The 12,872-nt window shown below is 72.2% G+C and carries 14 protein-coding genes; 9 read left to right on the top strand and 5 right to left on the bottom strand.

The genetic code is table 11. The annotated features are described in order from the left end of the window. The first annotated feature begins 3 nt into the window (after positions 1-3). The 3 genes from GKQ77_RS17015 to GKQ77_RS17025 all read left to right on the top strand — a co-directional run bounded on the left by GKQ77_RS17015 (position 4) and on the right by GKQ77_RS17025 (position 4,164). Positions 4-1,179, top strand: a complete 1,176-nt coding sequence (locus GKQ77_RS17015) for a GDSL-type esterase/lipase family protein (RefSeq protein ID WP_219689639.1) — start codon at positions 4-6, stop codon at positions 1,177-1,179. Between the two features lie 74 nt (positions 1,180-1,253). Beyond that, on the top strand, positions 1,254-1,892 hold the full coding sequence (locus tag GKQ77_RS17020; protein WP_219689627.1) for a DUF6629 family protein: 639 nt from the start codon (positions 1,254-1,256) through the stop codon (positions 1,890-1,892). 73 nt (positions 1,893-1,965) lie between these two features. Continuing rightward, positions 1,966-4,164, top strand: a complete 2,199-nt coding sequence (locus tag GKQ77_RS17025; protein WP_219689628.1) for an FG-GAP repeat domain-containing protein — start codon at positions 1,966-1,968, stop codon at positions 4,162-4,164. A gap of 63 nt (positions 4,165-4,227) precedes the next feature. On the opposite strand, the gene GKQ77_RS17030 is transcribed toward GKQ77_RS17025, so the two are convergent. After that, positions 4,228-4,473, bottom strand: coding sequence for a chaplin (locus tag GKQ77_RS17030; protein ID WP_219689629.1), 246 nt, complete (start codon positions 4,471-4,473; stop codon positions 4,228-4,230). A 146-nt stretch (positions 4,474-4,619) separates the two neighbouring features. Further along, on the bottom strand, positions 4,620-5,990 hold the full coding sequence (locus GKQ77_RS17035; protein WP_372459904.1) for an NAD(P)-binding domain-containing protein: 1,371 nt from the start codon (positions 5,988-5,990) through the stop codon (positions 4,620-4,622). A 150-nt stretch (positions 5,991-6,140) separates the two neighbouring features. Here GKQ77_RS17035 and GKQ77_RS17040 point away from each other — a divergent pair, with 150 nt between their 5' ends. Further along, positions 6,141-6,500, top strand: coding sequence for an ArsR/SmtB family transcription factor (locus GKQ77_RS17040; protein ID WP_219689630.1), 360 nt, complete (start codon positions 6,141-6,143; stop codon positions 6,498-6,500). Between the two features lie 28 nt (positions 6,501-6,528). Here GKQ77_RS17040 and arsB read toward each other — a convergent pair whose 3' ends face one another. Together arsB and GKQ77_RS17050 are read right to left on the bottom strand one after the other, a co-directional pair. Continuing rightward, positions 6,529-7,629 carry an ACR3 family arsenite efflux transporter gene (gene arsB / locus GKQ77_RS17045; protein WP_219689631.1) on the bottom strand — a complete coding sequence of 367 codons (1,101 nt, stop codon included), beginning with the start codon at positions 7,627-7,629 and terminating at the stop codon, positions 6,529-6,531. Beyond that, positions 7,629-7,940 carry an ArsR/SmtB family transcription factor gene (locus tag GKQ77_RS17050; protein WP_219689632.1) on the bottom strand — a complete coding sequence of 104 codons (312 nt, stop codon included), beginning with the start codon at positions 7,938-7,940 and terminating at the stop codon, positions 7,629-7,631. Before GKQ77_RS17050 ends, arsB begins: the two co-directional genes overlap by 1 nt. 130 nt (positions 7,941-8,070) lie before the next feature. Between GKQ77_RS17050 and GKQ77_RS17055 the strand changes: the two genes are divergently transcribed. The 4 genes from GKQ77_RS17055 (at position 8,071) to GKQ77_RS17070 (ending at position 10,190) form a co-directional block, all read left to right on the top strand. Further along, on the top strand, positions 8,071-8,508 hold the full coding sequence (locus tag GKQ77_RS17055; RefSeq protein ID WP_219689633.1) for an arsenate reductase ArsC: 438 nt from the start codon (positions 8,071-8,073) through the stop codon (positions 8,506-8,508). Positions 8,509-8,702: 194 nt separating this feature from the next. Beyond that, on the top strand, positions 8,703-9,107 hold the full coding sequence (locus GKQ77_RS17060; protein ID WP_219689634.1) for a hypothetical protein: 405 nt from the start codon (positions 8,703-8,705) through the stop codon (positions 9,105-9,107). 83 nt (positions 9,108-9,190) lie between these two features. Continuing rightward, positions 9,191-9,649: a hypothetical protein gene (locus GKQ77_RS17065; protein WP_219689635.1), complete on the top strand. Its 459-nt coding sequence runs from the start codon at positions 9,191-9,193 to the stop codon at positions 9,647-9,649. A 115-nt stretch (positions 9,650-9,764) separates the two neighbouring features. Continuing rightward, a complete protein-coding gene (locus GKQ77_RS17070) occupies positions 9,765-10,190 on the top strand; it encodes a peptidoglycan-binding domain-containing protein (RefSeq protein WP_219689636.1) in 426 nt (141 codons plus the stop codon). Positions 10,191-10,228: 38 nt separating this feature from the next. Here GKQ77_RS17070 and GKQ77_RS17075 read toward each other — a convergent pair whose 3' ends face one another. Beyond that, positions 10,229-10,732: a metallophosphoesterase family protein gene (locus tag GKQ77_RS17075; RefSeq protein WP_219689637.1), complete on the bottom strand. Its 504-nt coding sequence runs from the start codon at positions 10,730-10,732 to the stop codon at positions 10,229-10,231. A gap of 81 nt (positions 10,733-10,813) precedes the next feature. Between GKQ77_RS17075 and GKQ77_RS17080 the strand changes: the two genes are divergently transcribed. Next, a partial coding sequence (locus tag GKQ77_RS17080) for a non-ribosomal peptide synthetase (RefSeq protein ID WP_219689638.1) occupies positions 10,814-12,872 on the top strand: 2,059 nt, incomplete at its 3' end.

The raw sequence follows: 12,872 nt of genomic DNA on the forward strand, positions 1-12,872 counted from the left end.
GGCTTGATCACCGCGCCGATCACCCTTTCCCTCGCGCGTGATCTCCTGCGCGGCGCGCTCGACCTGGAGCGCACCGAGTACGGAGTGCTTCCGCACCGGCTGCCCGCCCGGGCCCGCGCCCAGTGCGCCGACGGGCAGCTGGCCATGGCGGAGTCCCAGCCCTCCGGCGTACGGCTGGTGTTCCGCACCCGCGCCACCACCATCGAGCTGGACACCCTCCGCACCAAGACGGCCTACGAGGGAGCCCCGCCCCGCCCGGACGGCGTCTACGACCTGCTGGTCGACGGCACCCTCGCCGGGCAGGCCAGTGTGACCGGCGGCAATGTCCTGAAGGTGGACATGACCACCGGCTCGTCGGAGACCGTGCCCGGGCCCGTCGGCACCGTCCGCTTTTCCGGCCTGCCCGACCGCGTCAAGCACGTGGAGATCTGGCTGCCGCACAACGAGGTCACCCAACTCGTCGCCCTGCGCACCGACACCCCCGTGGAACCGGCCCCGGAACAGGGCCGCAAGGTGTGGCTGCACCACGGCAGTTCGATCAGCCACGGCTCCGAGGCGGCGAGCCCCAGCACGACCTGGCCCGCGCTCGCCGCCTCCCTCGGCGGCGTGGAGCTGATCAACCTCGGTTTCAGCGGCAGTGCCCTGCTCGACCCGTTCACCGCGCGCGCCCTGCGCGACACCCCCGCGGACCTGATCAGCGTCAAGATCGGCATCAACCTCGTCAACCTGGACCTGATGCGGCTGCGCGCCTTCGGGCCCGCGGTCCACGGCTTCCTCGACACGATCCGCGAGGGGCACCCCACCGTCCCGCTGCTGGTGGTCTCGCCCATCCTGTGCCCGATCCACGAGGACACGCCCGGACCCGGCGCCCCTGACTTCGAGAACATCGGTGAGGGCAGGATCCGGTTCACGGCGATGGGCGACCCCGCCGAACGGGCCGCGGGGAAGCTGACGCTCAATGTGATCAGGGACGAGCTGGCCCGCATCGTGAAGCAGCGCGCCGCCGACGACGCGAACCTCCACTACCTGGACGGCCGCGACCTCTACGGCCATGCGGACTTCGCCGAGCTGCCGCTGCCCGACCAGCTCCACCCCGACGCCGCCTCCCACCGCCTGATCGGCGAACGCTTCGCCGCCTCGGCCTTCGGCCCGGCAGGACCCTTTACTCCGAGGTCATGAGGGCGAGGCGTGGCGAGGCCCTCGCGCCGGATCCCGACGCGCGCCCCCGCCACGGCGCACGTAGCGTTGCCGCCATGTGCTGGAGCGCGACGGCCGACCTCGTCGCGGGCACGGGTATCGCCGCCGTGGGGGTCGCCTCCGTGGCCTTGGCGAGCCGACACCCCCGTGACCTGCCGCTGGCCGCGCTGCCGCTGCTCCTGGGGGCCCACCAGATCGTCGAGTCCGCGGTCTGGAGCAACGGCGGCGGCACCGGGCCCGCCACTGTCGCATGGGCCGTCATCGCGCTCCCGCTGCTGGCGCTGTGGGTACCGGCGGCCGTGCTGTGCGCCGCGCCGCCGCATGCCCGTCGCCGTCTGCTCGTCCCCCTCGCGGCCGGGGCCGCGACGGCGGCGGCGCTCGCCCACGCGCTGGCGACCCGCACGGTGACGGCCGAGATCCGGGGGCACACCGTCGGGTACTCCCTGGGGCTGCCACAGGCGGAGCTGGTCGTCGCCGGCTATCTCCTCGCCACGATCGGCTCCCTGCTCCTCTCCGGCGACCGGGGCCTCGTCCTCTTCGGTCTCCTGGTCGCCTTCGGGGCGGCGGTGTCCCTGGCGCTGTGGCGGCAGGAGTACATCTCCACGTGGTGCGCGTTCGCCGCGGTGTGTTCGGTGGTGCTGTTGTTCTGGGTCAGGAGGGGCGCAAACCCGCCCCGGCGACACGATCTTGGCTGATATACGCTTCGGCTACTTTCCCGGCAGCGAGCCGGGACAGGTATCAAGCCCGGGGGGGCTTTCTCATATGACCATGCAGTCTCGCGCGCTCTTGGGGAGCGCGCTCGTCTCCGCGCTCGCACTCGGCGCCGCCGTGCCGTACGCCCAGGCGGCCACGCCCGCGGCCACGCCGACCACGCTGCCCGCCGCCGTGCCGGCCGGGATCGGCCCGTGGACCGCGCCGAAGGAGTTGCCCGGTCTCACCGGCGTCACCGGCGTCGTGGACCTGAAGTCGACCCGCGACGGCGCTGTCGCCGGGCTCTTCACCCAGGGCGGCAAGACCGTGCTCTCGGTGCGGGCCACGGGCGCCACGACCTGGCAGTCGGCCACGCCCGTGCCGCCGGGCGGCACTCTCCAGCGCACCGATGACGGCGCCGTCTCGCTGCTGTGGTGGACGGGCGCGGCGGACGGCGGAGCCAACACGCTGAAGATGTACCGCCTCGCGCCGGACGGCACCGTTTTCACGCCCGCGGAGACCATCGCGACCGGCACGGTCACCCGCGGTGGCGCCCACTGGCGCACGCAGAGCACCACCCTGGCGGCGAACGCCAAGGGCCAGCAGGCCGTCGCGTGGATGGACGAGGACCGCCGCCTGACCGTCGTCGAGCGGTCCGGACCGAGTGCCGACTGGTCCGCGCCGAAGACGCTGGACCAGCTGCCGGACCCGATCGTGCGCGACGACCACACCTACGACTACACGCTGCGGGACATGCGGGTGGCCGTCGACCCCGCCGGCACGGTCGGCGTGATCTGGGGCGGCAACAGCCACTACACGGGCGATGGCGTCGACCCGGACCCGACCGCGTACAAGTGGCACTACAAGTACGTGGAGAAGCCCGCGGACCCGGCTTCCTCCTGGACGGAGCCGCGCGATCTGGCGCAGCTCGGCGTGCAGCCCGAGCAGGTCACGCTGGCCGCCCACCCCGAGGGCGGGTTCCATCTGCTCTCGCACGGCGGTTACGCCCGCAAGGCGGCCGGGGCCGCCCAGTGGGGTCAGTCCGAGCAGATCGGCGTCGGCGCGCGGACGTACGCGCCCGCCGAGCTTCTGACGGCGCCGAACGGCGACATCACCGCGGTCAGCATGCAGGGGCGCGGTACGCTGGGCGTCGCCACCCGCCTGGCCTCCCGCGGCAGTTGGGGCGCGGCCCGCAAGCTCGCGTCGAACGTCGACGCGGACTCGCTGGGCGCGGTGCCCGGGGCGGGCGGCGCGGTCGTCGTCACGTACACGCAGAAGCGTTTCGAGCTGGGCCGCACCCTGCGCGAGGACTTCGTCGCGCAGACCGTCGAGGGCGGTGACCTGGCCAAGCCGCGCACCCTCAACGCGCAGACGAAGGACACCGTGAGCGCCGGCCGGGCGGCCGTCGACAGCCAGGGGCGTCCGGTGGCGGTCTGGACGCAGTCGTCCGCCGGCGGCGGCACGCCCACGGCGTTCACCGCGACGACGGGCACGCGCGGCAAGCCCGCCTGGCACGACTACGCGGACGACTCGCGCGGCGATGTGGTGGGCCTGTCGTTCAGCGCCTCGATGAAGCTGTACACGGGGGACACCACCAACCCCACGGACACCTTCTACGCCTCGCCGTGGGACGAGAAGACCCGGGTGGTGCCGTTCGGCGACTTCGACGGCGACCGCTGCAACGACCTGATCGTGCGGCTGCCGGACGGCGAGACCCGTCTGTACACCCCGGTGTGCGGCGGCGGTCTGCCCTCGCCGGATTCGGCGTACAAGCGGCTCGCGCGGGACTGGAGCCGTTACGACACGCTGTTCGCGAGCGGCGACCAGACCGGCGACGGCCTTCCCGATCTGCTGGCCCGGGACAAGGCGACCGGTGACGTGTACCTGTACGCGGCCGACGGCGCGGGCGCTTTCAAGCCACGGGTGAGGATCCGCACTGCCTGGACCGGCTATACGCGGGTCATCGGCGCCGGGGACCTCAACGGCGACGGCGTCGGGGATGTCCTCGCCCTCGACAAGTCCGGCGAGCTGTGGCGGTACGCGGGTCTGCGCACCGGCAAGCTCAAGGACCGCGTCCTCGTCTTCAAGGACTGGGGCGCCTCCTACAAGGACGTCATCGGCGCGGGTGACGTGAACGGCGACGGCAAGCAGGACCTGCTCGCGCGGGACACCTCGGACCGGCTGTGGCTCAACGCGGGCAAGGGTGACGGGACCTTCGCCAACCGGGTGTCGTTCGGTGCGGCGAACTACTGGAAGCACTGGGCTTCGATCGGCTGACCGGCAGCGGCCCGGACCGGGGAGTCCCCGGTCCGGGCCGCTTCGGCCTCGCTGAAGGCGTGGTCAGTTGGCCTTGCAGGTGTTGCCGATGACCGGGTTGAGGAGCGCGATGATGGGGTTGTCGCAGATGTTGGCGCCGATCTCGACGGGCACCTGAGTGGTGTTGCCAGAGATGACGCCGGGGCTGTTGGAGCTGACGCCGGTGGCGGTGGGGCCGTCGTCGTCGGGGTCGGCGATGGCCTGGCCCGCGCCGCCCACGACGGCACTGACGGCGATGAGGACGGCGACACTGAGGGTGCGGACACGCATGGAGTGATCTCCTCCGTGGTAGGAAATGCGATCACTCTCCAGCAGAATGCCTCTGGGCCGCTTGCGCGAACGCTCACCGCCGTTCGGGCGACATGGAGGGCGGGGGAGCTTCACTTCCCGTGGAACGGCACTTCCCACGGAGCGTTTCAGCACGCGGACGGTGTGCCGCAGCAGCCGCCGGCCTCCTCCGCACCGCCCGGCACCTGCGGCGCTCTGCCCGGCGCCTGGGCGTCGGCAGGGTCGTCGAAGAGGCCCGCGCCGCCGCAGACGCCGGTCTCCGGGAGCGTCAGTTCCACGCGCTCGGCGGCCTCGTGGTCTCCGGCGAGGGCCGCGGCGACGGAGCGCACCTGCTCGTAGCCGGTCATGGCGAGGAAGGTCGGGGCGCGGCCGTAGGACTTCATGCCGACCAGGTAGACGTCCTGCTCGGGGTGGGAGAGCTCCTTGACGCCATGCGGGTAAACCGTGCCACAGGAGTGCTGGTTGGGGTCGATCAGCGGAGCCAGCGCGAGCGGCGCCTGGAGGCGGTCGTCGAGACCGAGGCGCAGTTCGCCGAGGAAGGACAGGTCCGGGCGGAAGCCGGTAAGGACGATGACCTCGTCGACCGGGTCGAGGCGGCGGCCGTCCTCGGCGATGAGCACCAGGCGGGCGCCGCTCTTCTCGACGGTGTCGGTGCGGAACCCCGTGACGGCGTCGGCGTACCCCTCGTCCACGGCCGCCTTCGCCGCGAGGCCGAGGGCGCCGCGCGCGGGGAGCTGGTCCGCCTCGCCGCCGCCGAAGGTGGCGCCGCTGATCCCGCGCCGCAGCACCCAGACCGCATGCGTGCCCGCGGCCTCCCTCGCCAGGTCGGCCAGCGAGGCGAGGGCGGTGAACGCGGAGGCTCCGGAGCCGATCACCGCGGTGCGCTTGCCCGCGTAACGCGCCCTGACGGCCGGGTCGTTGAGGTCGGGCACGCGGTAGGAGACGTGCTCCCCCGAGGCCCGCTCGCCGAGCGCGGGCAGGCCGTCGCCGCCGATCGGGCCCGGCGTGGACCAGGTGCCGGAAGCGTCGATCACCGCGCGGGCGAGGATCCGCTCCTCGCCGCCGTCGGTGTTCCGGACGAGGACGGTGAAGGGCTGCCGCTCGCGGGCGGCGTCGACGACGCGGTCGCGGCCCTGGCGGGAGACCCCGGTCACCGTCGCGCCGAAGCGGACCTTGTCGCCGAGGACGTCGGCGAGCGGCTGCAGATACGCGGTGGCCCAGTCGCCGCCGGTGGGGTAGGCCGCGCCGTCCGGCTTCACCCAGCCGGTGGGGGCCAGGAGCTTCTCGGCGGCGGGGTCGACGACCTCGGCCCAGGTGGAGAAGAGGCGTACGTGCGACCACTCGCGCACGGCGCTGCCCGCGGCGGCGCCGGCTTCGAGGACCAGTGGCTCGATGCCCCGCTCGACGAGTCGGGCGGCCGCGGCCAGGCCGACGGGTCCGGCTCCGATCACCACAGTGGGCAGGGCGGCGGGCGTGTGATGGATCGGCGCGGTGGTCACGGGAGTCCCCTTTGATTCGACGTTTGTCGATGCCTTACGGCGTAAGGATGGCACCTGCTTCGACGTTCGTCAACATAGACATCAATCGAAGCAAGAAGCCGACTTTCGGTAGCCGAGGTGATCTGATTCGACATGTGTCAACATAGACACATGTCGAATGCGAAGGCGTTGCCGCTGCTGGATCCGGGCGTCGAGCCCTGCTGCCCGCCCCTGACGGAGCGCCCCCTCACCGCCGAGGAGGCGGTGCGGACGGCCGCGATGTTCAAGGCGCTCGGCGACCCGGTCCGGCTGCGGCTGTTCTCGCTGGTCGCCTCGCACGAGGGCGGCGAGGCGTGCGTGTGCGACATCTCCGACGTGGGGGTCTCCCAGCCGACCGTGTCCCATCACCTCAAGAAGCTCAAGGACGCCGGCCTGCTCACCTCCGAGCGGCGCGGGACGTGGGTGTACTACCGCGTCGAGCCGTCCATGCTGGCGGCGATGGGGCAGATGCTGGGCCGCGCCACCACGTGACACCACCGCCTGACACCACCGCCTGACATCACCCCCTGGCGGCCCCGAACTTCCCGCGCCACGCCAGCGAGACGTACACGAGCCCGATAAGCACCGGGACCTCGATGAGCGGCCCGACGACCCCGGAGAGCGCCTGACCGGAGGTCACGCCGAAGGTCGCGATGGCGACGGCGATGGCGAGTTCGAAGTTGTTGCCCGCCGCGGTGAACGCGAGCGTCGCGGTGCGGTCGTAGGCGAGCCCGAGCGCCTTGCCCAGCAGGAAGCTGCCGAAGAACATGACGGCGAAGTAGACCAGCAGCGGCAGCGCGATGCGGGCCACGTCCAGCGGCCGCGAGGTGATGGTCCCGCCTTGCAGGGCGAAGAGGATGACGATCGTGAAGAGCAGGCCGTAGAGGGCCCACGGGCCGATCCTGGGCAGGAAGCCGGACTCGTACCGCTCGCGGCCGAGCCTCCGCTCGCCGACGCGGCGGGTGAGGAACCCGGCGAGCAGCGGTACACCGAGGAAGACGACGACGTTCAGGGCGATCTTCCACATGGGGATGTCGAGGTGCTCGCCGTCGCCGAGGTGCAGCCACGTCGGCAGCAGATCGAGGTAGAACCAGCCCAGCAGACCGAACGCGATCACCTGGAAGACCGAGTTCAACGCGACGAGGACCGCCGCCGCCTCCCGGTCGCCGCACGCCAGGTCGTTCCAGATGATGACCATGGCGATACAGCGGGCCAGGCCCACGATGATGAGGCCGGTGCGGTACTCGGGCAGGTCGGGCAGGAAGATCCAGGCCAGCGCGAACATGACCGCCGGGCCGACGATCCAGTTGATGACCAGCGACGACACCATGAGTCTGCGGTCGCCCGTCACGGCGTCGAGTCTGTCGTAGCGGACCTTGGCGAGGACCGGATACATCATGACGAGCAGACCGATGGCGATCGGCAGGGAGATGCCGCCGATCTCGACCTCGGCGAGCACGCCGTCGAGGCCGGGGACAAGGCGCCCGAGCCCGATCCCCACGGCCATCGCGAGGAGGATCCACACCGCGAGGTAGCGGTCCAGCGTGGAGAGCTTGGCGACGATCGAGGCGTCCTCGCCGCCACGGGGCGGTGAGCTGGTTCCGGGGTCCGTCGCGGTCATCAGCAGGCCCGCTTCCGGCCGGTCTCCACGGTGGTACGCGCGGTCTCGGCCAGCTCACCGAAGGTGGCGGCAAGCGCCTCGATGATCTCGGGCCGCAACTTGTAGTAGGTGAAGCGGCCGCAGGGCTCGGTCTCCACGATCCCCGCCTCGCGCAGCACACGCAGATGGTTGGAGAGGTTCGTCTGCCGGGCGCCGGTCTCCGCCACGAGGTGGGTGGTGCACAGCGTCTCGTGGGCCAGCAGGGTCACGATCCGCAGCCTCAGCGGATCGGCGATCACCCGGATCAGTTCAGTGTCGGCTGATGTCAGCATGGGCTGATACTGTCACATCAGCGACCAGTGATGCGACCGTCAAACCGCCCGCCGGGACGCACCCCCGCACACCGGGCAAGCCCCGCACACCCAGTAAGCCCGCCAAGCCCGACGCCTAGAGAGGCCTCAGATGCCCGAGAAGCCTTCCGTCCTGTTCGTCTGCGTCCACAACGCGGGCCGCTCCCAGATGGCCGCCGCCTGGCTGACCCATCTGGCGGGCGACCGCGTCGAGGTCCGCTCGGCCGGGTCGAACCCGGGCAGGGAGGTGAACCCGGCGGCGGTCGAGGCCATGCGGGAGGTGGGCATCGACATCTCCGCCGAGACGCCGAAGGTCCTCACCGTCGACGCGGTCAAGGAGTCGGACGTCTGCGTCACGATGGGCTGCGGGGACACCTGCCCGGTCTTCCCCGGCAAGCGCTACCTCGACTGGCGGCTCGAGGACCCGGCGGGCCAGGGCGTCGAGGCCGTCCGCCCCATCCGCGACGAGATCAGGACCCTGGTGGAGGGCCTGATCGCGGAGATCGCCCCGGAGCGCGCCCGAGTCTCATGGCGGGCTGACGAGGGCTGACTGCCGTTCGTCGGCGGCACGTCTCGTCAGCGGCACGTCAGGCGGCACGGCCACCATCGGGCCCGTACCGACGAAGAGGTACCGGATGGTCCGCCGGAACCACCGGTCCGCCGGGACGACCGTTCACCGAGACGAGGGGTGTGCTCGCCATGAGGGAAAGACCCAGAGGCCGGCCGCGCCGGTCGCGCCGGCTCGTGGGACCGCTGGCCGCCGCCGCGCTGATGTGCGGCGCGCTCACCGCGCCCGCGTCCGCGGCGACAGACGCGGACCCGGTCTGCTGGCTGCGGCCCGGTGAGCCGCACAAGGACTGGACCGGGATGAACTTCAGCGGGGACATGTGGTGCGACCTCACCCCCGGCTCGGTCCGCATCCAGTCGCGCTCGACGAGTCCGGTGGTCGGCAAGATGCTCTTCAGCCCGCGCTGGTTCGTGTGCTGGAAGGAGGGCTCCGACTACATGGGCAACAACATCTGGTACTACACCCAGGGCGACCAGATCGTGGCCTCCCCCACCGTCAAGGCGTGGGGTTACATGCCGGCGGTCGCGGTCAAGGCGCCTCAGCACCCCTTCCCCGGTCTCACGCAGTGCCCCTGGTCGTGAGCGGGCCCCGTGCCACCTCTGCCGCCTCCTCGGCCCCTTCGCTTCTCCCCTTCCGGCACATGACGAGCCATCAGGAGTGCACAGTGAAAAGGAGTCCGTCCCTCCCGCGCATCTCGCCCCGCGCGGCCGCCGTCGCCGCGGCCGTCGGCGCGCTGCTGTGCCTGCCCCTGACGGCCACGCCCGCGCGCGCCGACGCACGGGCCACCTGTGCCCTCCAGGAGGGCGTCACACTGCGCGACACCATCGGCAACTCGTTCACCAAGGCGCTGTACTGCGACAACCTTCCGTCGGACGTATACGGCAGGCCCTCTTTCGACGCGCCGATCACCGGCTGGCTGCGCCTCTCGCCGTCCTGGTTCACCTGCTACACCATCGGCCCCAAGGACACCCAGGGCAACAACGTCTGGTACTACACCCAGGGCGACCAGGTCGGTGAGCTGCCCCGCATCAAGGGCTGGGGCAACGTCCCCGCGGAGGTCGTCAGGATCCCCTCCGGCATGTCGCACCCCGTCGCGGGGCTGCCGCGCTGCCCCTGGTACTGAGCGCCCCGGGCCCCCCGCCCCGAACCGTCCTGCCCTGTCCTGTCCTGTCCTGCCCTGTCCTGTCCTGTCCCGATCATTTTTCCGCAGGCGCCCCCAGGCGCGAGGAGGAGTCCCGATGAAGACCGGACGCACGATACGTACGGCAGCCGCGGTGGCCGTGGCCGCCGCCGCGCTGGCGATGTCCGCCGCAGGCCCCGTCGCCGCCCGTGCCCCCGGGGACACGCCGCCGCGACTCAGCGCCGTCGCCATCAAGGACCCCGACGGTGGCGCCCGCCCCGAGGTCGCCGTGGGCGCGACGGGCGCCGAGTGGCGTCTGTGCATGTACCTGGGCGGGCACAGCACCCTCCAGCTGGGGAGTACGGGAGAGGCCGTGCGGCACCTCCAGTGCATCCTCAACGAGGTCTACCGCTATGTGAACGTCCCCGTGAACGGCGTCTTCGAAGAGGTCACCAAGGCGTCGGTCGAGCATCTGCAACGCCAGTTCGCCCTGCCCGTGACGGGTGTGGTGGACGCGGCGACGTGGAGCGCCCTGCACCCCTGAGGAGCCTCCCCGCAACGGCCCGGCCGCCGGGGCCCGGGTCAACTCCTCGGCGGCAGCCGGTGCGAGACGACGTCGTGCAGGGCGCCGTCCGCCACGGTCAGGGTGAAGAACGTACAGAAGGGCTGCCGTCTGCGGTCGGTCGGCGAGCCGGGGTTGAGCAGCCGCAGGCCACCCGGGGCCTGGGAGTCCCACGGGATGTGGCTGTGCCCGAACACGAGGACGTCCAGGTCGGGGAAGCGCTCGGCGCACCGCCGTTCGCGTCCGGTGGCCGCCCCCGTCTCGTGTACGACGCCGAACCGCAGCCCGCCCAGTTCCGCGCGGGCGATCTCGGGGAGGCGCCGGCGCAGTGACGGGCCGTCGTTGTTGCCGTACACGCCGATCAGCCGGCGCGACCTGGACTCGAACAGGTCGAGCGTGGCGTCGTCGATCCAGTCCCCCGCGTGGATCACCACGTCCGCCGCGTCGATGGCCGCCAGAAGATCGTCCGGCAGGCTCTTGGCCCTGGCGGGCACGTGGGTGTCGGAGGTCAGCAGCAGGCGCATGCGCCCAGCGTAAGCGCGTCCGCGGTGGCGAGGGGGCCGAGGCGGCACGTGCGAACGCGCGGTTTCATGAACACTGCGTTCATGAACACTGCAACGCTCCTGGACGTCCTGCTCGACGCGGCCCGCGAAGCCCCTGAGCAGGTCATCGTCCATGTCTGCGGGGACGGCGGCGAAGTGGCCGTCACCTACTCGGAACTCCTCGCCGAGTCCCTGCGGGTCGCGGGCGGCTTTCGCGGCGCCGGGATCGCGCCCGGCACCTGTGTGCCGCTGCTCGCGGAGCGCGGAGAGGACTTCCAGCCGATGTTCTGGGGTGCGCTCGCGGCCGGTCTGGTGCCGGTGCCGCTCGCGCCCGATGCGCGGCGGGTCACTCCCGTGTGGGAGCACCTCGGCCGCCCGCCGGTCGTGGTCGAAGCGTCCTGCGCGGCCGTGGCCGACGAACTTCCCGACGGCGTACGAGTGTTGCGCCTGGAGTCCCTGCGCGAGTGCGCCGCACCGGCGTCTCCCGTCACACCGGCGGCGCCGGACGACGTGGCGTTCCTCCAGTTCTCCTCCGGCAGCACCGGCATGCCCAAGGGCGTCGAGCTGACGCATGCGGCCGTGCTGGCCAACCTGCGGCAGATCGCCGCCGCTTCGGCGCTCACCGAGCGGGACGTCGTGGTCGGTTGGATGCCGTACTTCCACGACATGGGGCTCATCGGCACCCACTTGGCGCCGCTCGCGGTGCGGGCGAAGCAGGTGCGGATCGGGCCCTTGTCGTTCGCGAAGTCCCCGCGTCTGTGGTTCGAGGTGGCCGCCGCCCACCGGGCCACGGTGTTGTCCGCGGCCAACTTCGCGCTCGCGCTCGCGGTCCGCCGGGTCCCCGACGAGGCGCTGGCCTCCCTCGACTTGAGCGCGGTGCGGCTGATGCTGGTGGGGGCCGAGCCGATCTCGGCGTCGGTGTGGCGCGACTTCGCGGCCAAGACGTGTCCGGCCGGTCTCGACCCGCGGGCGGCGACACCCGTCTACGGCCTCGCGGAAGCGACGCTGGCCGTCACCTTCCCGCCGCTCGGCGAGGTCGCCGCTCCGGTGGCGCTGGAGCGCGACGCCCTCAGCCGAGGCCGGGCGGTGGAGACGGAGCCGGGCGGCGACGCCGTGGAGGTGATGGACGTGGGCGTGCCTGTGCCCGGTTGCTCGGTGCGGATCACCGATGACGCGGGCCGTCCCCTCGCCGACTGGCGGGTGGGTCACATCGAGGTCAGCGGTCCCCAGCTCGCGCGGGGCTACCGCGGTCTTCCCGAGGTGACGGCCGAGGCATTCGCCGACGGCTGGCTGCGCACGGGGGACCTCGGTTTCCTGCGGGGCGGCCGGCTGTGCGTCAGCGGCCGCCACAAGGACGTCCTCTTCCTCAACGGCCGCACCTTCCACGCGCCGGACATGGAGGAGGTCGCGGCCGCGACGCCGGGGCTGCCGCCGGGCATCGCGGCGGTCGTCGGCTCGACGGACCCGGTGACCGGCGGCGAGCGGGTGGTGGTGTTCGTGTCCTGGGCCCGCCCGCCGCGCGGCGCCACGAAGGTCCTCGACGAGGTCGCGAGGCGGGTCCGCGGCACGCTGGCCCACGACGACGTGTCGGTGCTCGCCCTGCCGCCCTCCGCCTTTCCCCGCACCACGAGCGGCAAGCTGCGGCGGCGGCTGATGCGTGCCCGCTTCGAGGCGGGCGCCTATCGCTCCGCGAGGTCGGCGACGGCCACGCCACCGGCCGCGACCTCGCCGACCGGCACCTCCTCGCCGTCCGCCCCCACGGCTCCCGCCTCCGCGCGTGGGCCGGTGCGACGGGGCGCGGTGCCCCTCGCGCACGGGGACGTACGACAGGCCGTACGCGAGGTCTGGGCGCAGGTGCTGGCGCTGCCGCCGGCGTCCTTCACGGACCAGGACCGCTTCGTCGAGCTGGGCGGCACCTCGCTCAAGGCCATGGAGGTGCTCGCCGAGCTGGAGCAGACCTTCGACGTCACCTTGAGTCCGGGCCTCATGCGCGAAGGCACCGTCGCCGCGCTCACCGGCCAGACGCCGTCGCGCCCCGGCGTGCGCATCCGGCGCGGCCAGCTCTGGCTGAACGTGGCCGTGTGGCTGCTGCTGGTGCTGGCGCTGGCTCGACCGCAGTGGG

The sequence above is a fragment of the Streptomyces anatolicus genome, assembly GCF_019400875.1.
Lineage (GTDB): Bacteria > Actinomycetota > Actinomycetes > Streptomycetales > Streptomycetaceae > Streptomyces > Streptomyces anatolicus.

Excerpts from the sequence above, each read along its gene's own strand:
- GKQ77_RS17020 (WP_219689627.1), top strand. The coding sequence starts at position 1,254 with ATGTGCTGGAGCGCGACGGCCGACCTCGTCGCGGGCACGGGTATCGCC.
- GKQ77_RS17040 (WP_219689630.1), top strand. The coding sequence starts at position 6,141 with ATGTCGAATGCGAAGGCGTTGCCGCTGCTGGATCCGGGCGTCGAGCCC.
- GKQ77_RS17030 (WP_219689629.1), bottom strand. The coding sequence starts at position 4,473 with ATGCGTGTCCGCACCCTCAGTGTCGCCGTCCTCATCGCCGTCAGTGCC.
- GKQ77_RS17070 (WP_219689636.1), top strand. The coding sequence starts at position 9,765 with ATGAAGACCGGACGCACGATACGTACGGCAGCCGCGGTGGCCGTGGCC.
- GKQ77_RS17025 (WP_219689628.1), top strand. The coding sequence starts at position 1,966 with ATGCAGTCTCGCGCGCTCTTGGGGAGCGCGCTCGTCTCCGCGCTCGCA.
- GKQ77_RS17075 (WP_219689637.1), bottom strand. The coding sequence starts at position 10,732 with ATGCGCCTGCTGCTGACCTCCGACACCCACGTGCCCGCCAGGGCCAAG.
- GKQ77_RS17055 (WP_219689633.1), top strand. The coding sequence starts at position 8,071 with ATGCCCGAGAAGCCTTCCGTCCTGTTCGTCTGCGTCCACAACGCGGGC.
- GKQ77_RS17050 (WP_219689632.1), bottom strand. The coding sequence starts at position 7,940 with ATGCTGACATCAGCCGACACTGAACTGATCCGGGTGATCGCCGATCCG.
- arsB (WP_219689631.1), bottom strand. The coding sequence starts at position 7,629 with ATGACCGCGACGGACCCCGGAACCAGCTCACCGCCCCGTGGCGGCGAG.